Source organism: Marivita cryptomonadis, from assembly GCF_002115725.1.
GTDB lineage: Bacteria > Pseudomonadota > Alphaproteobacteria > Rhodobacterales > Rhodobacteraceae > Marivita > Marivita cryptomonadis.
The window spans coordinates 54,160-73,405 of sequence record NZ_JFKD01000016.1 but is presented as its reverse complement, the minus strand read 5'-3'; the positions used below and the strand labels follow the sequence as shown (position 1 = coordinate 73,405).

Annotated in this window: 19 protein-coding genes; 11 read left to right on the top strand and 8 right to left on the bottom strand. The window is 60.0% G+C overall.

Annotated elements, in window-relative coordinates; genetic code table 11:
- Position 1: 1 nt before the first annotated feature.
- Both MCRY_RS16905 and MCRY_RS16900 read right to left on the bottom strand, forming a co-directional pair.
- Positions 2–2,965 carry a helicase-related protein gene (locus MCRY_RS16905; protein ID WP_085632029.1) on the bottom strand — a complete coding sequence of 988 codons (2,964 nt, stop codon included), beginning with the start codon at positions 2,963–2,965 and terminating at the stop codon, positions 2–4.
- Between the two features lie 38 nt (positions 2,966–3,003).
- Positions 3,004–3,558, bottom strand: coding sequence for a tetratricopeptide repeat protein (locus tag MCRY_RS16900; protein WP_238939610.1), 555 nt, complete (start codon positions 3,556–3,558; stop codon positions 3,004–3,006).
- Between the two features lie 91 nt (positions 3,559–3,649).
- On the opposite strand from MCRY_RS16900, the gene MCRY_RS16895 reads away from it, so the two are divergent.
- The gene (locus MCRY_RS16895) at positions 3,650–3,940 is read left to right on the top strand and encodes an SCP2 sterol-binding domain-containing protein (protein ID WP_085632027.1); all 291 of its coding nucleotides are present in this window, start codon (positions 3,650–3,652) and stop codon (positions 3,938–3,940) included.
- Entirely contained in the window at positions 3,940–4,878 is a 939-nt protein-coding gene (locus MCRY_RS16890; protein ID WP_085632025.1) for an alpha/beta fold hydrolase, read from the top strand. Before MCRY_RS16895 ends, MCRY_RS16890 begins: the two co-directional genes overlap by 1 nt.
- Here MCRY_RS16890 and MCRY_RS16885 read toward each other — a convergent pair.
- Complete coding sequence (locus MCRY_RS16885) at positions 4,875–5,645, bottom strand: HpcH/HpaI aldolase family protein (protein WP_085632024.1); 771 nt, start codon at positions 5,643–5,645, stop codon at positions 4,875–4,877. The two genes, MCRY_RS16890 and MCRY_RS16885, sit on opposite strands and share 4 nt — an antisense overlap.
- Positions 5,646–5,743: 98 nt before the next feature.
- Here MCRY_RS16885 and MCRY_RS16880 point away from each other — a divergent pair, with 98 nt between their 5' ends.
- From MCRY_RS16880 to MCRY_RS16860, 5 genes are read left to right on the top strand one after another with little or no spacing between them, the layout of a single operon-like run.
- Positions 5,744–6,763 carry a ligase-associated DNA damage response exonuclease gene (locus MCRY_RS16880; protein WP_085632023.1) on the top strand — a complete coding sequence of 340 codons (1,020 nt, stop codon included), beginning with the start codon at positions 5,744–5,746 and terminating at the stop codon, positions 6,761–6,763.
- Entirely contained in the window at positions 6,760–7,644 is an 885-nt protein-coding gene (locus tag MCRY_RS16875; RefSeq protein WP_085632022.1) for an alpha/beta hydrolase, read from the top strand. The genes MCRY_RS16880 and MCRY_RS16875 overlap by 4 nt, the downstream gene beginning before the upstream one ends.
- The gene (locus tag MCRY_RS16870; RefSeq protein WP_085632021.1) at positions 7,641–9,233 is read left to right on the top strand and encodes an ATP-dependent DNA ligase; all 1,593 of its coding nucleotides are present in this window, start codon (positions 7,641–7,643) and stop codon (positions 9,231–9,233) included. Before MCRY_RS16875 ends, MCRY_RS16870 begins: the two co-directional genes overlap by 4 nt.
- Positions 9,226–10,086, top strand: coding sequence for an amidohydrolase family protein (locus tag MCRY_RS16865; protein WP_085632020.1), 861 nt, complete (start codon positions 9,226–9,228; stop codon positions 10,084–10,086). The genes MCRY_RS16870 and MCRY_RS16865 overlap by 8 nt, the downstream gene beginning before the upstream one ends.
- 54 nt (positions 10,087–10,140) lie before the next feature.
- Positions 10,141–11,961, top strand: a complete 1,821-nt coding sequence (locus MCRY_RS16860; protein ID WP_085632019.1) for a M3 family oligoendopeptidase — start codon at positions 10,141–10,143, stop codon at positions 11,959–11,961.
- 215 nt (positions 11,962–12,176) lie between these two features.
- On the opposite strand, the gene MCRY_RS16855 is transcribed toward MCRY_RS16860, so the two are convergent.
- The gene (locus tag MCRY_RS16855; RefSeq protein WP_085632018.1) at positions 12,177–12,446 is read right to left on the bottom strand and encodes a DksA/TraR family C4-type zinc finger protein; all 270 of its coding nucleotides are present in this window, start codon (positions 12,444–12,446) and stop codon (positions 12,177–12,179) included.
- Between the two features lie 121 nt (positions 12,447–12,567).
- Between MCRY_RS16855 and MCRY_RS16850 the strand changes: the two genes are divergently transcribed.
- Positions 12,568–13,188 (top strand): class I SAM-dependent DNA methyltransferase, encoded by a 621-nt coding sequence (locus tag MCRY_RS16850; protein ID WP_171046099.1) that lies wholly within the window; start codon positions 12,568–12,570, stop codon positions 13,186–13,188.
- Positions 13,189–13,239: 51 nt separating this feature from the next.
- On the top strand, positions 13,240–13,758 hold the full coding sequence (locus tag MCRY_RS16845; RefSeq protein WP_085632016.1) for a glutathione peroxidase: 519 nt from the start codon (positions 13,240–13,242) through the stop codon (positions 13,756–13,758).
- On the opposite strand, the gene MCRY_RS16840 is transcribed toward MCRY_RS16845, so the two are convergent.
- The 4 genes from MCRY_RS16840 to MCRY_RS16825 form a co-directional block, all read right to left on the bottom strand.
- Positions 13,759–13,995 carry an HP1242/YdcH family protein gene (locus tag MCRY_RS16840; protein WP_085632015.1) on the bottom strand — a complete coding sequence of 79 codons (237 nt, stop codon included), beginning with the start codon at positions 13,993–13,995 and terminating at the stop codon, positions 13,759–13,761.
- Positions 13,996–14,076: 81 nt separating this feature from the next.
- On the bottom strand, positions 14,077–14,814 hold the full coding sequence (locus MCRY_RS16835; protein ID WP_085632014.1) for a thermonuclease family protein: 738 nt from the start codon (positions 14,812–14,814) through the stop codon (positions 14,077–14,079).
- 58 nt (positions 14,815–14,872) lie between these two features.
- Positions 14,873–16,381 (bottom strand): choline-sulfatase, encoded by a 1,509-nt coding sequence (betC, locus tag MCRY_RS16830; protein WP_085632093.1) that lies wholly within the window; start codon positions 16,379–16,381, stop codon positions 14,873–14,875.
- Positions 16,382–16,571: 190 nt separating this feature from the next.
- Entirely contained in the window at positions 16,572–17,519 is a 948-nt protein-coding gene (locus MCRY_RS16825; RefSeq protein WP_085632013.1) for an MBL fold metallo-hydrolase, read from the bottom strand.
- A gap of 126 nt (positions 17,520–17,645) precedes the next feature.
- On the opposite strand from MCRY_RS16825, the gene MCRY_RS16820 reads away from it, so the two are divergent.
- Positions 17,646–18,401, top strand: a complete 756-nt coding sequence (locus MCRY_RS16820) for an SDR family NAD(P)-dependent oxidoreductase (protein WP_085632091.1) — start codon at positions 17,646–17,648, stop codon at positions 18,399–18,401.
- On the top strand, positions 18,398–19,231 hold the full coding sequence (kynA, locus tag MCRY_RS16815; RefSeq protein ID WP_085632012.1) for a tryptophan 2,3-dioxygenase: 834 nt from the start codon (positions 18,398–18,400) through the stop codon (positions 19,229–19,231). The genes MCRY_RS16820 and kynA overlap by 4 nt, the downstream gene beginning before the upstream one ends.
- Positions 19,232–19,246: the final 15 nt, after the last annotated feature.

Below are 19,246 nucleotides of genomic sequence, written 5' to 3'. Positions count from 1 at the left end.
CTCAGTCCTTGGTCTTCAGCCCCATGAGGGCCGCAGCAAAGGGGTTGTCGGGATCGATCGGCTTTTCCTTCTTGGGCGGACGCGCTTGGAAGGTCTTCGTCCCCGCATCACGCGGCGGTTGACCTTTGCCCTTGGGTTTGCCCTTGCCACGCGGACGGTCACCCTGCGGCTTGCCCCCGTCGCGGCGGCCTTTGCCAGCCCCACCGTCCCGGCGCGGTTGCCGGTCTGGACGGTTACCTCGCCAGGTGAAGGTGTAAAACTCTTCGGTCTCCGGTCCGGCCAAAGCCGCATCAGGCGCAGCACCCGGATCGATCTCGGTTTCCGAATTGGTCGGAACAGGCGTTTCTGCCACGGCATCGCTGGGCACGTCAGCCACTGGCGCAACGCCATCTTCGGGCATCGCTGCCGCAGCGTCAGAGACATCGGCCGCCTCAGGCGCTTCAGCAATTGCCGCATCGGCACCCGGCGCACCCTCCTGCGCCGCATCCATGACAGGAGTGTCTTCGACAGGAACGGCACCATCGATCGCCGCGTCCTGTTCAACTGCCACAGCGGCATTCGCTTCGGGCACGACAGCGTCGACAGCGCGAACCTTCTCGCGCTCGCCCTTTTCCGCCTTGTACCCCAGACCGCCCATAAGATCGGCGAACTGCTCCAAGGTCAGACCAGTGATCGACAGCATGTCCGGGTTCGCTTCGAACCCACCCCGGCTGTCCTGCGCACGCAGAAGGTCTGCCAGACGTTCCAACATGTCGATCCGGATCGCCCGGTCCCCCGCAGCGCGATATCCTGACACCGTGTGATGTTCGGCAGGCGTGCCCGCCATATTCGGCACTGTCACCAGCCCCGGAGGCGGTGCCTCGGGAAACACGTCCAGATTCTTCGCGAGGCTCCAAAGCACCAGCCGCAACCGCGTCGGCGCAGGCTTGAGCAAGAGCGGCATGAACACGGTGAACTGACCAAAGCGAAGCCCATGCTTGCGCAGCATTCCGCGTGCGTCCTGATCCAGCGCCTTTACGTCGTCCGCCACATCAGCCCGCGGCAGGATACCCATCGACTCGACCATGCGGAAGGCAAAGCCCCTCGCCAGACCATTCAAGGTCTCGTCTTTCTGGAGGTTGATCAGCGGCTCGAACAACGCCGCAATCTTGCGGTCGATGAAATGCTGTAAACGGCGCTGCACCTTGGCCGCCACATCCGCACCGGCCTCTTCATCGACAAAGGCCACGATACGCGGTTTCAACGGATCATCGCCTGCGGCAAGCTTGCCCACCGCCTGGTCGCCCCACATAAGGCCACCTTGCTCGGTGAAATCCATCTCGGTATCGGGTGCATTGTAGAACCGATCCGCCCGCAAATGGAAATGCGGAGCAAGCGCCTGTAGCGACGCCGTCTTCAGCGTCTTGGCTTCTTGCCCGGTTGCATCCTTGTCCTGGCGGAACCGGAACCCTTCAAGCCTTCCGACGAATTCGCCTTCGACGGTGACTTCACCTTTGTCATTCACTTCGGCCAAAAGGGCCTCCTTCTGTTTCAACCGCCGCAAGAGCACGGATGTGCGCCGGTCAACAAATCTCTGGGTCAGGCGCTCGTGCAGCGCGTCCGACAGTCGGTCTTCTACAGCGCGTGTTTGCTCACGCCAATGGCTTTCGTCATGCACCCACGCTTTCCGCTGCGCGACGTAGGTCCATGTGCGAATATACGCCAATCGTTTCGACAACGTGTCAATGTCGCCATCTGTCCGGTCGATCCGATTGACCTGCCGCCCAAGGAAATCATCCGGGATTGCTCCGCGTTGGTGCAAGTGTCCGTAGATAACTTCCAAAAGCCCAGCATGTTCCGCGTGGCTGATACCCCGGAAATCGGGAATCCGGCACACATCCCACAAAAGCTGCACCGATTTCGGATCCGATGCGCGGGCCTGAACCTCGGCAATCGTGCTCAGCGCCTTGAGCGCCTGTAGGTCGTCGGCCTCGCGGGCCTTGACCAGCAACTCGTCGTTCGGGCTGGTCTCGAGCGATGCAATCAGCGCGTCAATTGTACCAAAGCGCAGATCGGCATTGCGCCAGTTCAGCTTTTTCAACGGCGTAAAGCGGTGGTTGCAGATCGCTTCGGCCACCTCGTCGGCCAATGGCCCTGCCTCGCCGGTGACACCAAACGTGCCATGCGACATACCCCGACCGGCACGCCCTGCGATCTGCGCCAGTTCGTTGGGCATCAAGGGTCGCATCCGCCGACCGTCGAATTTGGTCAGAGACGAAAACGCGACGTGGTTGATATCCAGATTGAGACCCATCCCGATGGCATCAGTCGCCACCAGAAAATCCACCTCGCCGTTTTGATACAAATCCACCTGCGCGTTCCGCGTTCGGGGTGACAGTGCCCCCATGACCACAGCTGCCCCGCCCTTCTGGCGGCGCAACAGCTCCGCAATGGCGTAGACGTTCTCGACCGAAAATCCGACAATGGCCGTGCGCGGCTGCAAGCGGCTGATCTTCTTCGAGCCGGTATAGGACAGTTGGCTCATCCGCTCGCGGCGCACAAACTCGACACCCGGCACCAATGCCGCGATCGACCCACGCATCGTGTCGGACCCCATGAACAGCGTTTCCTGCAACCCTCGCATCCGCAAGAGCCGGTCGGTGAACACATGCCCCCGCTCGGGATCGGCACAAAGCTGAATTTCGTCTATCCCGACAAAGTCGCAGCCCATGCCTTCGGGCATCGCTTCGACCGTGCACACCCAATATTGGGCACGCGGCGGCACGATGCGTTCTTCGCCCGTGACAAGCGCCACTACGGACGGCCCCCGCGCGGCGACGATCTTGTCATAGACCTCGCGCGCCAAAAGACGCAACGGCAAGCCGATCATGCCGGTGCGATAGCCCAGCATTCGATCAATGGCGTAGTGGGTTTTGCCTGTGTTGGTCGGGCCAAGGATGGCCGCAACCCGCGCATGTCCGGCCATATTGACGTCCTTTGCCGTCCTGCTCGGGCGTCAGATGATCAGAGCGTCTGCCCATTCACCCGAAGCTCCAACCGCTCCAACGCGTCGATCACATCGGAATCGTGCGGTCGCAGGTTGAGTACCCGCGAATAGGCATCATACGCAAGGTGAGGTTTGTCGACCTGTTCGAATATCGCACCCAACCCGCGCAACGCGCCAAAATGCTCAGGGTTCAACGCCAATGTCCGCTCCAACGCATCCGCCGCCGGGCCAAATTGATCAGCACGATAATAGGCCAACGCCAACGTGTGCCAGCCTTCGGCAAAGTCGGGCGCATGGTCGGTCAAAGCGGTCAAGTGCTCCAACGCCGCGTCCACATTGTCGACATCCAGCGCATCTTGCCCCCTCTTGAGCAGCAGATCGATTGTCGCTGACCCGGATTTCGACCACTCCTGCCGCACTTGCCGTTCAAGCCGATCAGCAGCACGCGCATCTTCGGCCTGTGCCAATTGGTCCAACAGGTCGGTCGCTGCCGCGTCCTGCGCCTGCGCCGGACCCAGCATCATCGCTGATGATAGAAGAAATGCCGCAACGGCAGATTTGTGTTTGCGCATTGTGAACCTCATAACCACTCTTGAGTTTAGCGCGGGGTGTGGCAAATGCCAGCCTTGCAGATCAGAACGCGATCACGAAGGAGACAAGCGTATGAGCGATGTTGTGACACAGGCAGTTGCCGCCCTGAATGAAAAGCTGGCTGGAGCCGGCATTGACGGCACCGCACAATTCAACATCGAAGGCGAAGGCAGCATGATCGTGGATGACAGCGGCGCCCGCGAAGGCAGCGCCGATGCAGATGTCACTTTTAACGCCGATGCCGACACCTACCGCGAGATTTTTGACGGCTCACTCAATCCCACCTCTGCCTTCATGTCCGGCCGCCTGACCATCGACGGCGACATGGGCATGGCGATGAAGCTGGCCGCCAGCCTCGCTTGATGGCAGATTCCGCGCCCTATCGCGACGATCTGGCCGAAGGTCCGGACACCAATGCGTATTGGCTGCGCACCTCGGATGGGGTGCGCATCCGCGCAGGGCACGCGGCAGCGCCGGACAGCAAAGGCACGGTGTTCATTCTGCCGGGACGCACCGAATACATCGAAAAATACGGCCGCACCGCCAAGGATTTCGTCCGTGCAGGATTTGGTGTCGTCGCTGTCGACTGGCGCGGTCAGGGGATGGCCGACCGGCTGGGAGCCAACCCGATGGTGGGTCATGTCGACCGGTTTCTGGATTTCCAGAAAGATTGGTCTGCCGTCTGCGCCTTTGCGCGCAAGGCCGAATTGCCCAAACCCTGGCACATGGTCGCGCATTCCATGGGAGGTTGCATCGGGTTGCGCGCATTGTTGAACGGAAGCGACATGGCGTCCGTCATGTTCACCGGTCCGATGTGGGGGATTCAGATGGCTGGGTATCTGCGGCCCGTGGCATGGACTCTGCCGCGGCTGGCCATTGCCCTTGGCCAAGGGCATCGTCTGGCCCCCGGCACATCGATCAAAAGCTACCCGGCCTCCGAACCGTTCGAGACCAACCTGCTCACCTCCGACCGCGAAATGTTCGACTACATGCGCCGCCATGTCGAATCAGAGCCCCGATTTGGATTGGGTGGGCCATCATATGCGTGGCTGTTGTCGGCATTGCAGGAATGCGCAATTTTGGCCACCATGCCCTCGCCTGCGCTTCCAGCGCTGTGTTTCGTCGGTTCGAATGAACGCATTGTCGATACTACGGCAATCCGAGAACGCATGACCCATTGGAAGGGCGGAAAACTGCTCTTGGTTGATGGTGCGGAACACGAAGTGCTGATGGAAGGTCCAAACACCCGCCGTCAAGTCACTGGTGCCGCGATCTCGTTGTTTTCAAGCTTCAAAACCTAGGTTTTGCCGATGTCGTGCACGCCGCGCGCCTCGGCGGTCGCACCGGCACGCATCCACGCGTGTTCGGACGAGATGAAGAAACAGCTCATCCCATACTGTGACCACTCTTGTGCCTTCTGCGCATTCGCAACCCACGACACATAGGCTTTTCCAGCAGTCTCTGCCGCCTTCCCGACCCGTTCGAGCGCCCGCAACAGGTCATCCGAGGCCTGACTGTCATGGCCATATCCTACCGAAAGGTCCGCAGGCCCGACGAACAGCGCATCAATACCGTCCGTTGCGGCAATCGCCTCGCAGGCATCGACACCCTCTGGCTCTTCGATCTGCGCCATGACAACAGTCTCTACTTGTGACCGGGCCAACAGGTCCGGCATGGATTGCGTCGCGTATCCGGCCCATCGCGTCGATCCTGCAAAACCGCGTCCTCCGCGCCCAAACCGTGCCGAACGCGCCACCTCTGCCGCCTTCGCCGCGCTATCGACATGCGGAACAACGATTCCGACGGCACCGCAATCCAGCGCCTGAAGTATCTCGCGCGCCGATCCATCACCAACCCGCACCAGCACAGGGAAATCCAACGCCCGCCCCATCGCGCAACAAGCGTCAATCGCGCTGCGATCAAAAGGCGCGTGTTCCGCATCTAGGCAGACAAAATCCAGATCCGACTGCGCCAGAACTTCGATCAGCTGCAGCGCCGGCGTTTTCAGAAAGGTGCCTGCCAGAGGCACACGCGACAAAAGCCGCTGACGAAAACTTGCGATTTGCATGATCTGCCTCCCGGTGGTCTGGTTCCCGCCACCCTACGCGGCCCGGGCGGCTTGGCAAGCCTCTGGCGATGTCTTGCGCGCCTTCTATACTCTACTCCATGTCGAACACTGTCCTTACCTTCACCGATCGCGGCATCTACTGCCCCGCCGGAGATTTCTTTATCGACCCGTGGCGGCCCGTAGACCGCGCGCTGATCACTCACGGCCATGCCGACCACGCCCGCCCGGGCCATCGCCGATACCTATGCACCGATGCCTGTGCGCCGGTCATGATCCACAGGTTGGGCAGTATTTCTGTAGAAACCGTTAAGTTCGGCGAAGTTCGAAAAATCGGCGACGCTTTGGTGTCGTTCCATCCCGCGGGCCACTTGCCCGGATCGGCTCAAATCCGCGTCGAAGTTGCCGGGGAAGTATGGGTCGCATCAGGCGACTACAAAGTTGTTCCAGATGGTATTTCCGAACCTTTCGAACCAGTTAAATGCCACAGCTTCATCACGGAATGCACCTTCGGACTTCCTGTTTTCAAATGGGACGACCAGAACGACGTCGCCAAGGATCTGAACGCGTGGTGGGCAAAAAACACAGCCGATGGCAAGGCCTCCATCTTGGGCGCGTATTCGCTTGGCAAGGCTCAGCGCCTGCTCGCCATGGTCGATCCCGCCATAGGCTCCATCCTGACCCATGGCGCGGTTGAGAACACCAATCAGGTTTTACGCAATCAAGGTTATCGCCTGCCCGATACGATCCACGTCACACCCGATCTGAACGTCAAGAACCATTCCGGCGCATTGGTGATCGCGCCTCCGTCGGCTCTTGGGTCACAATGGGCACGACGCTTTGGCCCGTCGTCGACCGCCTTCGCCTCTGGTTGGATGCGGCTGCGCGGGGTACGCCGACGCCGTGCAGCTGACCGAGGCTTTGTGATTTCCGACCATGCAGATTGGGATGGACTGATGTCAGCTATCCAAGAAACAGGCGCGGAAAATATTTTTGCAACACATGGTTACACGGATATCTTTGCGCGATGGCTTAACACACAAGGCTACAATGCGCAGGTTCTCAAAACAGAGTTCGGCACAGACGAAGACGACACCGCCCCGACCGGAGAGGCCGCATGACCACCTACACCCGCACCGACCGCTTTTTTCTCTGGCAAGCTCGAAACGTGGAACGGCGTACATTGCACTTCGTCGGCCCCCAACCGCTCTTGCGCCGCATCTTCGCTTTGTCTGCGCCACTAGGGGGAGCAATCCCGAAAGACATGAAGCCAGAGCAAGACGCCGACGGCGCGCTGTGGTTCACCCCACCCGAAGCCGGAACAGAAAGCCCCCTGCTGATGTACATCCACGGCGGCGGCTTCACCATCGGCAGTCCGCGCACCCATGCCGCGTTGGTGGCGCATCTTGCGCGCGCGGCGGGCATGCGGGCCGTCGCCATCAAATATCGCCTCGCCCCCGAACATCCTTTTCCCGCAGCGCGCGATGATGCTGTTGCCGCGTTTGACCGGCTGGTTGCTTCAGGAACGCCCCCTGCAGCGGTGTGCGGCGACAGTGCAGGCGGCTGCCTTGCATTGCAGGTCGCGCAACATGCCCGCAACAGCGGCGGTGTCCAACCTAAGGCGCTTGGTTTGATTGCCCCCATCGGCGATCTTTCCGGCGACATCGCAGCCCGCTTTGACGCAGCCACGGACGAGATCCTGATCCCCGCGGCCTGGCCTCGGCGGCTGCTGACCAACTACTTGCCCGGCATTGACCCGGCTGACCCCGCTGTCTCCCCTTTGCACGGCGACCTGTCCAACCTGCCACCCACGATGATCCAGGCCGCCACGGGTGAAACTCTGGCGCAGGACGCGCATCGATTGGCCGACGTAATGGACAATGTGACGCTCGACCTGTGGCCGGGGCTGGCCCACGTCTGGCATTTGCACGCAGGGTATTCACGCGCAGCCGAGGATGCCCTTCGGCGCTTGGGGGCGTTCCTTCGGGACGCTGTGCGATGAAAGACTTTGCCGCGCTCTTCACGACAGTGGACCAGACCACCAAAACCAGCCTGAAGACCAAAGCGCTGGCCGAGTTTTTCAAGACCGCCAGCGATGACGACAAGCTGTGGACCATCGCACTTTTTTCCGGTCGTCGTCCTAAACGCGCGGTCACAACGACCCAATTGCGCGAATGGGCGGCCGAGGTAGGTGGCATTCCCCTTTGGTTGCTCGAAGAAAGCTATCCCATTGTCGGCGATCTGGCCGAAACCATCGCCCTGACCCTGCCGCTACCCAGTCGCCAAAGTGATCAGCCGTTGACGTATTGGATCACCGAATTGAAGTCCCTCGCGGCTTTGGACATCGAAGACCGCAAAATACGCATCCTGGACGCATGGGATCAGCTCGATCCCGTGGAACGGTTCCTGTTCAACAAGCTGATCACTGGTGGCTTTCGCATCGGCGTCAGCCAGAAACTGATGACACGCGCTTTGGCACAAGCAACAGAGCAAGAGGAAGCCAGTCTTGCGCATCGCTTGATGGGCGGCTGGTCGCCTGAAACCACAGATTTCCACACCCTCATCGAAGCCGAAGACGCTGCAGCGGATGACAGTCGCCCCTACCCGTTCTACCTTGCGTATCAACTTGAAGACGGCCCTGAAGCGCTTGGGTCTCCCACGGACTGGCAAGCTGAATGGAAATGGGACGGCATTCGCGGTCAGATCATTCTGCGCAATGGCACCCACCATGTGTGGTCGCGCGGCGAAGAACTGATGACCGACCGCTTCCCCGAATTCGCCCGCCTGAGCGATTTTTTACCGGATGGGATCGTTCTGGACGGCGAGATTGTTGCTTGGGATGGCAGCCAGCCATATCCGTTCAACACGCTGCAAGGCCGCATTGGGCGCAAGACCGTTCCGAAGAAGCTGCTGAAGGAAGCGCCGGTCATCCTTCTGGCCTATGACCTGCTTGAAGAAAACGGCGAAGACCTGCGTGATCTGCCCCTGCAAGACCGCCGCACACGGTTGGACTCGTTGCTTTATGCGCTGCCTGACGATGCCCCCCTGCGCCCCGCACCGCCGTTGGCTTTCGATACATGGGACACCTTGGCCAATATTCGCGCAACCGCCCGCGATGCCCGCGCCGAGGGTCTGATGCTCAAACGCAAAGACAGCCCGTATCTATCGGGCCGAAAAAAAGGCGATTGGTGGAAATGGAAGCTTGATCCGCTAACGGTCGATGCGGTGATGATCTACGCCCAACAGGGCCACGGACGTCGCGCCAACCTGTTCACCGATTTCACCTTTGCCGTCTGGAACGGCAACGATCTGGTGCCCTTCACCAAGGCCTATTCCGGCCTGACAGACGCAGAGTTCCGCCAGATCACGGCATGGGTGCGCAAAAACACACAGCAACGCTTTGGCCCAGTGCGGCAGGTCAAACCGCACCACGTGTTCGAAATCGCGTTTGAAGGCATCCACGCCTCGCCCCGCCACAAATCCGGCATCGCGCTGCGCTTTCCGCGCATGTCCCGCTGGCGGCAGGATAAACCGCTACAAGAAGCCAATACGCTCGACGATCTTAAGGACCTGCTTGAGACCTATGGATAAACCTACCGCCGCCGAACCACCGCTCACCATCACGCCGCCCAGCGCGCCGCTGCCGGACGGGGCCTGCGACGCCCATGTGCACCTGATCGGAGACGACTTCGCGCTGTGGGACGGCCGTGTCGAAAACCCGCCTCCCGGCACACTCGATACGTGGCTCGACCGCTACCGCATGCATCTCGGCCTTCTTGGCTGTACACGCGGCGTCATGGTGCACTCGATCCTCTATGGCGGCGACAACAGCATCACGCTTGAGGCCACCCGCCGCATGGGTGACCAGTTCCGCGCTGTGTGCTTGATCTCTGACAACGCGTCTGAGGCCGAAATCGCTGCACTCGCCGGGAAAGGCTGCAAGGCGGTGCGCCTGAACTACGTGCATGGCGGGCTGCTAAGTTGGGAGGGAATGAAACGCCTCGCGCCGATATTGGCCGACTATGGCCTGCATGTCGAAATGCTCGCCCACTCCCACCTGCACCTCGAAGAACTGGCCCCGCAAGTGCCCACCCTGCCCGTACAAATCGTCTTCGACCATTGTGCATGGCCCGACCCCGCGTTTGGAATGACCGAAGGACAGAAAGCGCTGGAACGCCTGCTGGCGGACGGCCATTGCTGGACCAAACTCAGCGCCACCTACCGCCACTCGCCCGAGCCGCAAACACTGATTCAACGACTGGCACAGGCGAACCCCGACCGCATCCTCTGGGGCAGCGACTGGCCCCACCTGATGCTGAACGGTGTGCCCATGCCGGATGCGGGCCAGCAACTCGGCACCCTGCTCGACGCGATACCTGACGGCACCACCCGTCAGAAGCTTTTTACCGACAATCCCGCGACGCTCTATGGCTTTGCCCCTTGAACCTTCTGTCCGCACGGCACAGGTTCCAAGGCAACAAAGAACAGGAGACGACCCATGCTGCGCACCCCCACCCTAACCTATGACGCCAACGCCCAGAGCGGCAGCAAAAATCTGGGGGACCTGCCGGAATGGGACCTGACAGACCTCTATCCGTCGGATGACGCCGCTGAACTGAAGCGCGATCTTGACTGGCTCGAAGAGGCCTGCCGCAGCTTTGCTGCCGATTACGAAGGCAAGCTGGCAGGTCTGAGTGCCGCAGAATTCCTCACAGCAATCCACCGCCACGAGAAGATCGAAAACATTGCCGGACGCATCATGTCCTATGCCGGGCTGCGCTACTACCAGCTGACAACCGACGCCCAGCGCGCCAAGTTTCTATCGGACCATCAGGAAAAGATCACCATCTACACCACGCCGCTGGTCTTCTTCACGCTGGAGCTGAACCGGGTTGACGACGCCACTGTGGACGCACTGTTTGATGCCAACGCAGACCTCGCCCGCTACAAACCTGCCATCCGACGCATCCGCGCGATGAAACCTTATCAGCTATCCGACGAGATGGAGAAATTCCTGCACGACATGGGTGTCGTCGGCGATGCGTGGGAGCGCTTGTTTGATGAGACCATCGCAGGCCTCGACTTCGAAGTGGACGGCGAGCCGCTCAGCATCGAAGGCACGCTGAACCTGCTCACCGAACAGGACCGCTCTGTGCGCGAAGCCGCCGCCAAAGAACTTGCCGCCGTCTTTGCCGAGAACATCAAGATTTTCGCCCGTGTCCACAACACGCAGGCCAAGGAAAAAGAGGTCATGGACCGTTGGCGCGGCATGCCGACCGCCCAGACCGGCCGCCACCTCAGCAACGATGTCGAACCGGAGGTGGTCGAAGCCCTGCGCAACGCTGTGGTCGCAGCTTACCCCAAACTCAGCCACCGCTATTATGAGCTCAAGCGCAAATGGCTGGGCCTCGACGTGATGCAGGTGTGGGATCGCAACGCGCCGCTCCCCATGGAAGCCACGCGCATCGTGGACTGGAACGAAGCCGAAGCGACGGTGATGAACGCATATTCCGAATTCGATCCGCGCATGGGTGACATCGCCAAGCCATTCTTCACAGATGGCTGGATCGACGCCGCCGTGAAACCGGGTAAAGCGCCCGGGGCCTTCGCACATCCCACAGTCACCGATGTGCACCCCTACGTGATGCTCAACTACCTTGGCAAACCACGTGATGTGATGACCCTCGCGCATGAATTGGGCCACGGCGTGCATCAGGTGCTTGCCGCCGAACAGGGCGAGATGCTGGCCTCCACGCCCCTCACACTGGCAGAAACCGCATCAGTCTTTGGCGAAATGCTCACCTTCCGACGCATGCTCGACAACGCCAAGGACGATGCCGAAAAAAAGGTGCTGCTGGCCGGCAAGGTCGAGGACATGATCAACACCGTTGTCCGTCAAATCGCCTTCTACGATTTCGAATGCAAACTGCACGAGGCGCGCCGCGGTGGTGAGCTGACACCCGATGACATCAACGCGCTCTGGATGTCGGTGCAGGCAGAATCCCTAGGACCTGCATTCGAATTTATGGACGGGTACGAGACCTTCTGGGCCTTCATCCCCCACTTCGTGCACTCGCCTTTCTATGTCTACGCCTACGCATTCGGCGACGGTCTCGTGAACGCGCTCTATGCGGTTTACGAGGAAAACCCCGACGGGTTCCAGGACAAGTATTTCGACATGCTCAAAGCAGGCGGATCAAAGCACCACAAGGAATTGCTGGCCCCCTTCGGTCTCGATGCCAGTGATCCGAAATTCTGGGACAAGGGTCTCGAGATGATCTCTGGCTTCATAGACGAATTGGAAGCTATGGAGGCGTGATCCTCTGGCGGGGCGCCGTTTAAGGCGTTGCAAGTGCATATTTGGAAAAAGAAGAAGCAGGGGATGCACACCATTCCCTGCTTCTTCTTTTTGGTAAATATGCTGGCACAACGCAGCGCGTTAACCTTGACGGGTGGTGAAAGCACACAGCGTCCAGCCCGCGCCAATCCCGAGCCATAGGCGAGATATCCTGCGCGGGCGTCTGCCCGCACATTTTACTTCAACTGGCTGTCCTTCGATCCGCGCCGGTTTATCCCGCCGCGTGTCTGATAGGTCCCGTCACGCTCATTCTGGCAATCGATGCAAAGCTTCACGCCGGGAATGGCGACCCGGCGCTTTTCTGGGATAGGTTCGTCGCATTCGGCACACTGGGTCAGGCTTTCGCCCTCCGGACCCTTGCGTGCTTTCAGCCGCGCCAGCTCGTCATTGATCGACGCATCTATCTGCTCTTGTACTGCGCCGTCGCGTGCCCAACCACCAGCCATGGGGCGTTCCTCCGATAACCTCTGCGGAAAAATATGGGACGCTGATCCGCGCGGCGCAAGACACTTGTACCGCAGTCCTGACACCGCCATCCTGCACCGGATCACAACACAGGAGGCCGCCATGTCCAACCACAACCTTCAGCAGGCCTACAGCATTCGCGGTGCGTCGGACGCCAAGGCGCTCTATGACGATTGGGCTGCAAGCTATGACAAAAGTTTTGGCGAAAGGCATGGCTATATCGCGCCACGCGAAATCGCTGCGGTGTTCCGTGCGCATCAGCAAGACAATACACCGGTGCTTGATATCGGGGCTGGCACCGGGCTTTTGGCGGAACATCTGCCCGGATACGCGGTCGACGGCATCGACATCTCGCAAGCCATGCTGGATCAAGCCGCGGCCAAGGGGCTATATCGCAATCGCATTTGCGCCGATCTTACGCAGATATTGCCGATCGCGGATGAAAGCTATGGTGGGTTTGTGTCCAGCGGCACCTTCACCCATGGCCATGTCGGACCAGAGGTTTTTCCCGAACTGCTGCGAGTTGCGCGTCCGGGTGCGCTGTTTGTATGCGGGGTGATCCCGCCTGTGTTCGATGGCGCGGGATTTGGGTCGCGGCTTGCGCTGTTTACCGCCCATGGGATGATAACTCCGGTCAGCTTCCATGACATTCCGATCTACGAAAACGCCGATCATGAGCACGCGCAGGACCGCGGACTTGTCATGGTGTTCCGCACGCTCTGAACCTTTCCTTTGGCCTTCACGCACCTAGTTTTTGGCGTAAGGAGATTTCTCATGCGTTTATTCCTCGCCACCCTACTTGTGTGCTGCGCGACGCTGGCTCAGGCCGCAATGACAACCTTTAGCTTTCCGTCCATAGACGGTGGCGACATCGACCTTGCGCAATGGCGCGGGCAGCCGGTGCTGGTGGTGAACACCGCGTCCCGGTGTGGTTACACTTCGCAATATGACGGGCTTCAGGAACTCTACGACACCTACCGCGAGCGCGGTCTTGTCGTACTGGCGATTCCGTCCAACGATTTCCGGCAGGAACTGGCCAGCGATGAAGAGGTCAAGGATTTCTGCGAAGTCAATTTCGGGTTGGATTTCCCGATGACCACCATCACCGCAATCCGCGGCGACGCCGCGCACCCGTTCTACAAGTGGCTTGAGGCAGAATCCGGGTTCACACCAAAGTGGAACTTCAACAAAGTTTTGATTGCGCCGGATGGCAGTGTGGCCGCGACGTTCGGATCGAACGCGCGGCCGATGTCTCGGCCGGTGAGCTCCGCGATCACCGCCCTGCTTGACTGATCATTTCTGCAGATAGCCCCAGATCTCGTCCTTGAGCGCGCCGCGTTTCTTACGCAGCTCGGTCTCGGCAAGCCCGTCCATCGGCTCCACGTTGGTTTCCGCGCGGTGAACGCTGCGGTTGATCTCGTGATAGCTGTCGAACAGCTTGGCAAAATGCGCGTCCGATTGCTTCAAGGCGCTCATCTTTTCAATGTGCTCCGGGAATTCGTCGGCCAATTCATGCGGTGTATGTGACATGGAACCACTCCTCTCCTGATGTCTTTGGAGTGAAACTGTCAGAGATATGCATCTTTCACTTTGACGCGGATCAAACCGCGATCAATTCCGCGCTTTTCTCCAGCCTGCGGCACGCGCTTCGGCTTCGGAGCAGAACCAGCGTTCGCCCTTGGTCGGCGAGATCCATGTTTTTGCGTAATAATCTTGCCCTGGAACGTGGTAAATCCGTTCGCCGCCTCGGCTGATATTGCCTTTGATCTCGCAATCCGGGTTCACGATGTTGGGCAGCCAGCTGCTTTTGGCAGGTGTGTCGCGAGTGACGGTGACAGTCTTGGCACCCGTGTTCCGTGCCAAGGTCGAAGAGCCAGCCTGTGCACGTTGCGCCGACCTGAACGCCGCCGGAGACATGACGCCAGTCGCATGTAACCCACGCCCGTTTACCGCTGCGCCCTTTTCCGCAAGATCGTAATCCATCCCGTATTGACGATAGGCAAAGGCCAGACCGTTGCTGACCAATTGTTCACCAACATCCCGTCCGTCAACGCTGCATTTGGCGACGGTGCGTCCATAGCGGTCAGTGTCGGTGGCGACGCAGCGGGCAATGCGGCCTTCGTACATCTCGCGCGTTTTGGTGCGTACCCAGTCACCACAGGCCCATGCGGGGCTGTTGGAATCGCCGCACATCTGATCGGTTTCCGGCGCGTCGATGGCGTGCAGGCGCACTGTCGTGCCGTCGATCTTGAACGTGTCCCCATCCACAACGCGGATGGTGCCGTTCGGCCCGGCAGACAAAGGGGTGGCAAGAATCAGAGCGGCGGTTAGGAAAGCATGTCTTAACATTCCGTTAATATGTGCAGCCAAACATGGCCAAACAATGGAAAGCGTTAAGAACGGTTAATCATTCCCCCCGCGGGAAACGCTGCCCCTCTTCAAGCACGTTCAGATCCATATGATTGCGCATGAATCGTTCGGACGCATCGCGCAGCGGTTGATAATCCCACGGATAATACCCACCCTGCCGAAGGGCCTCGTAAACCACCCATCGTTTGGCCTGAGAGGCGCGCACTTCCGCATCGAACCGTGCCAAATCCCAACGCGCCTCGGACTTCGCGCGCAACGTCTGCACCGTGCCTTGATGGTCAGCGTGACCCGCGAGATTGCTCAATTCATGCGGATCGGCCTCAAGATCGAAGAGCTGATCTGGGTCCAGAGCACAGCGGTTATACTTCCACTTGCCATAGCGCAGCGACACCAGCGGCGCATACGACCCCTCGGCCGCGTATTCCATCGCCACCGGGCTGGTGCGTGTGCCGCCCTGCCCCAGAGACACCAGCGATTCCCCCGTGGTCCAGGGCATCACCTCCTCCATGCTCACCCCTGCAAGCGCGCAAAGCGTCGGGCAAACATCAATGGTGGAGACCGGATCGGTTACCAACCCCGGCTCCATGCAAGGGGCCGCGATCATCAGCGGCACCCGCGCCGAGCCTTCGTAAAAGCACATCTTGAACCACAGCCCACGCTCACCCAGCATGTCGCCGTGATCCGACACGAAAAGGATGATCGCCTCTTGCCGCGTGTCTTCGAGCACTTGCAGGATTTCCCCGATCTTGTCGTCCAAATATGAGATATTGGCGAAATAGGCGCGGCGCGATTTTCTGATATCGTCCTCGGTGATATCGAAATTGCGCCAGTCATTGGCGTCAAAGATCCGTTTCGCATGTGGATCGTGGTCCGAGTAATCCATTGCCGGAATTTCTGGCAACAGGTGTTCACAGTCTTCGTAAAGGTCCCAATATTTCCGCCGCGCCACATAAGGATCATGCGGATGGGTGAAACTGGCGGTCAGGCACCACGGGCGGTCGTCCTTTCCGCGCGCCAGATCGTAGAGCGCCAGCTTGGCTTGGTACGCGACCTCGTCATCATATTCGAGCTGGTTGGTGATCTCTGCAACACCCGCACCGGTGACCGACCCCATGTTGTGATACCACCAGTCTATTCGTTCACCGGGCTTGCGGTAATCCGGCGTCCAGCCGAAATCGGCGGGGTAGATGTCGGTGGTCAGCCGCGCTTCGAACCCGTGAAGCTGATCGGGGCCGACGAAATGCATCTTGCCAGACAGCGCTGTGTAATACCCGGCGCGGCGCAGGTGATGCGCATATGTGGGGATCGAGGACGGGAATTCAGCCGCGTTGTCGTAGACACCTGTGGCCGAAGGCAATTGCCCCGACATGAACGCCGCTCGTCCCGGCGCACAAAGGGGGCTGGCGGTATAGGCGTTCTTGAACCGGGTCGATCGCGCCGCCAGTTTCTTGAGGTTCGGTGCGTGCAGCCAGTCGGCGGGGCCATCGGGAAACAGCGTTCCGTTCAACTGGTCCACCATCAGAATCAGGATGTTCGGCTGCATGATCGCTCCCTCGCGCAGGATTTGGCGCGACACTGGTGCGATCATGCAGCCGCGTCAATCCGGGCTGGGCGAAGATGCGTCGACGCATCTTCGCATTTCCGTTGACGGAAATGCCGGGGGCCAGCCCCCGTCGCCTACGGCGCCTCCCCCGGCATATTTGGAAAAAGAAGAAGTGCAGGTCACGGTCCCGCGTTCATTCCCACTCCATCTCCTCGAACACACGACCCGCATTCTTGGTCGCCAGTTCCTCGAATGTATCCAGGTGTTCCCAGTTCGACTGATCCACATAATAGGCGCTGGCCAGATCGCCACCCTCTTCGATATGCGCCCCGATCTTGGCCCGAAGATCATTGATGTAATCCGAGGTATACCGCGTCACCTGCGCCATATTGGTCGGGTGTCCGTGGCCGGGGATCACATAAGTGGCTCCCAGGTCGGTGAACGGGCCTTCAAAAGTCTCAACCCAAGCGTCTGTATCAGTTTCCGGGAAAATCGGCGGCATCCGTTCATGAAACGCGATATCCCCCGCAATCACGATGCCCCATTGGGGGATCCACACCTGCGCATCGCCCGGATCATGCGCCGGACCAAGGTGCAGCACCTCAAGCGTCACGTCGCCCATCTCAACAATATGCTGGTCCGAGAAGCTCAGGTTGGGCACTACGACTTCCGTGCCTTCAGCTTTGTCCCGATTGTAGCGCTGCATACCCTGAAGAATGAAATCGCCGTTCTTCTCCACTTCGGCGATGGCATCCTCATGGGCAAGAATGTCGACACCCAGACCGGCCCAATAGGAATTGCCCAGCATCGCATGGCCTTGACCGTTTTCGTTGATCACCAGTTTCACCGGCTGGTCGGTGAGCATCTTGATTTCGTCATGCAGGGCCTTGGCCAGACGGGCCGATGCACCGCTATTGATCACCACAACCCCATCACCGGTCAGCACAAAGCTCAGGTTGTTGTTGTGGCCAGAATTCTCATAGGTCGGCGGTGCGGTGGCTCCGATGGCCGAAAAGACGTGCGGGATCACTTCGACCGGTTTGTCATAGAGTTCTGACTGTGGATACTTGTCGGCAATGTCTTCGCTGGCTTGGGCAAGACTGGCGGTCAGTCCAGCGGCCACGATCAAGGTCAATCGCATAAGGGGCTCCTCCTGTTGGGGTCACATTCACGAACGTGAATGAGAAAAGCAAGCCCTCGCAGGTGGGCCATCTTGCCACTGGCGATCAGACCTATACGGTCGCGCCGAAAGGTTATGGGAGGCAACATGACACTCACCGGAAAACACGCCCTGATCACAGGCGGCGGCACGGGCATCGGCCTTGCCATTGCCACAGCCTTGCGTGGCGCGGGCGCCGAGGTGACGATCACAAGCCGCCGCGCCGATGTGCTTGAAGCTGCCGCCAGCGCGCACGGGTTGCATGCGCTGGTCATGGACGTGCAGGATGAAGCATCGGTTGTGGAGGGCATCGCCGAAGCGGTTGCCGCACGGGGGCCCATCCAAATCTGTGTGCCCAATGCGGGCATCGCCGAAGGCCGGGCGCTGCACAAGATGGACATGGCGTTCTGGCGCAACATGATGGCGACCAACCTTGACGGCACCTTCCTGACGATCCGAGAAAGCCTGAAGTCGATGCACCAGACAGATTGGGGCCGTGTGATCGCCATCAGTTCCATCGCCGGGCTGCGCGGCCTAAAGGGCGCGCCCTGCTACACCGCGTCGAAACACGCGATGGTGGGGCTGATCCGTGGATTGGCCGCGGACTATCTTGGCAAACCCTATACATTCAACGCGATCTGCCCGGCTTATGTGGACACCGAGATCGTGCCCCAGAACATCGACCGCATCATGGCCCGCACCGGCATGAGCGAGGACGAAGCGCGCGCTGTTATGGTGGGCGCGAACCCCCATGGCCGCCTGATCGCACCCGGGGAAGTGGCCGAAGCGGTGCTGTGGCTCTGCGCACCTCAGTCCGGCAGCGTCAACGGTCAGGCCATCCAGATCGCCGGAGGTGAGTTTTGACCGACGCTTACGATCCCGCAAAAGACGGCGCGCAGATGTCGTTTGACGGGCGCATGTCCTATACCGATTATCTTGGCCTCGATGCGGTTCTCGATGCCCAACACCCACTCAGCAGTGCGCATGACGAATTGCTGTTCATCGTCCAGCACCAGACCTCGGAGCTCTGGATGCGGCTGGCGCTGCACGAGCTGCACGCGGCCCGCGCCACCCTTTCGGGGGCAGAGATCCGACCTGCGTTCAAGATGTTGGCGCGGGTATCACGGATTTTCGAACAGCTCAATTCGGCATGGGACGTGCTGCGCACCATGACGCCCAGCGACTACACCACGTTCCGCGAAACCTTGGGCCAAAGCTCGGGGTTCCAGTCCGCCCAATACCGCGAGATCGAATTTCTGCTGGGCAACCGCAACTCTGCAATGGTCAAACCCCATGCGCACCGGCCCGATCTTATGGGGCGGCTTGAGGCCGAGATGGAGAAACCATCGCTTTATGACTGCGCGCTGATGCGGCTGGCGCAGGTTGTGGCCGTACCCGAAGACGCGCTGAGCCGCGACCGGACCAAGCCGCACCAACCGGACGAGGGCGTGCAGGCCGCTTGGGCCGAGGTGTACCGCGATCCAAGCCGCTACTGGGATCTGTATGAACTGGCGGAAAAGCTGGTTGATCTGGAAGATTATTTCCGACGCTGGCGCTTTAACCATGTGACCACGGTGGAACGGGTGATCGGGCTCAAACGTGGCACCGGGGGCACCGGCGGCGTGTCCTATCTCAAGCGCATGCTCGAGGTTGAGCTTTTCCCCGATCTCTGGCACCTGCGGACCAAACTCTAAGACCCCGGAAAGGGA

Excerpts from the sequence above, each read along its gene's own strand:
- MCRY_RS16850 (WP_171046099.1), top strand. The coding sequence starts at position 12,568 with ATGTCCAACCACAACCTTCAGCAGGCCTACAGCATTCGCGGTGCGTCG.
- MCRY_RS16900 (WP_238939610.1), bottom strand. The coding sequence starts at position 3,558 with ATGCGCAAACACAAATCTGCCGTTGCGGCATTTCTTCTATCATCAGCG.
- MCRY_RS16825 (WP_085632013.1), bottom strand. The coding sequence starts at position 17,519 with ATGCGATTGACCTTGATCGTGGCCGCTGGACTGACCGCCAGTCTTGCC.
- MCRY_RS16865 (WP_085632020.1), top strand. The coding sequence starts at position 9,226 with ATGGATAAACCTACCGCCGCCGAACCACCGCTCACCATCACGCCGCCC.
- MCRY_RS16905 (WP_085632029.1), bottom strand. The coding sequence starts at position 2,965 with ATGGCCGGACATGCGCGGGTTGCGGCCATCCTTGGCCCGACCAACACA.
- MCRY_RS16890 (WP_085632025.1), top strand. The coding sequence starts at position 3,940 with ATGGCAGATTCCGCGCCCTATCGCGACGATCTGGCCGAAGGTCCGGAC.
- MCRY_RS16880 (WP_085632023.1), top strand. The coding sequence starts at position 5,744 with ATGTCGAACACTGTCCTTACCTTCACCGATCGCGGCATCTACTGCCCC.
- MCRY_RS16845 (WP_085632016.1), top strand. The coding sequence starts at position 13,240 with ATGCGTTTATTCCTCGCCACCCTACTTGTGTGCTGCGCGACGCTGGCT.
- MCRY_RS16875 (WP_085632022.1), top strand. The coding sequence starts at position 6,760 with ATGACCACCTACACCCGCACCGACCGCTTTTTTCTCTGGCAAGCTCGA.
- MCRY_RS16840 (WP_085632015.1), bottom strand. The coding sequence starts at position 13,995 with ATGTCACATACACCGCATGAATTGGCCGACGAATTCCCGGAGCACATT.
- MCRY_RS16870 (WP_085632021.1), top strand. The coding sequence starts at position 7,641 with ATGAAAGACTTTGCCGCGCTCTTCACGACAGTGGACCAGACCACCAAA.
- MCRY_RS16885 (WP_085632024.1), bottom strand. The coding sequence starts at position 5,645 with ATGCAAATCGCAAGTTTTCGTCAGCGGCTTTTGTCGCGTGTGCCTCTG.
- MCRY_RS16820 (WP_085632091.1), top strand. The coding sequence starts at position 17,646 with ATGACACTCACCGGAAAACACGCCCTGATCACAGGCGGCGGCACGGGC.
- MCRY_RS16835 (WP_085632014.1), bottom strand. The coding sequence starts at position 14,814 with ATGTTAAGACATGCTTTCCTAACCGCCGCTCTGATTCTTGCCACCCCT.
- MCRY_RS16895 (WP_085632027.1), top strand. The coding sequence starts at position 3,650 with ATGAGCGATGTTGTGACACAGGCAGTTGCCGCCCTGAATGAAAAGCTG.
- MCRY_RS16860 (WP_085632019.1), top strand. The coding sequence starts at position 10,141 with ATGCTGCGCACCCCCACCCTAACCTATGACGCCAACGCCCAGAGCGGC.
- MCRY_RS16855 (WP_085632018.1), bottom strand. The coding sequence starts at position 12,446 with ATGGCTGGTGGTTGGGCACGCGACGGCGCAGTACAAGAGCAGATAGAT.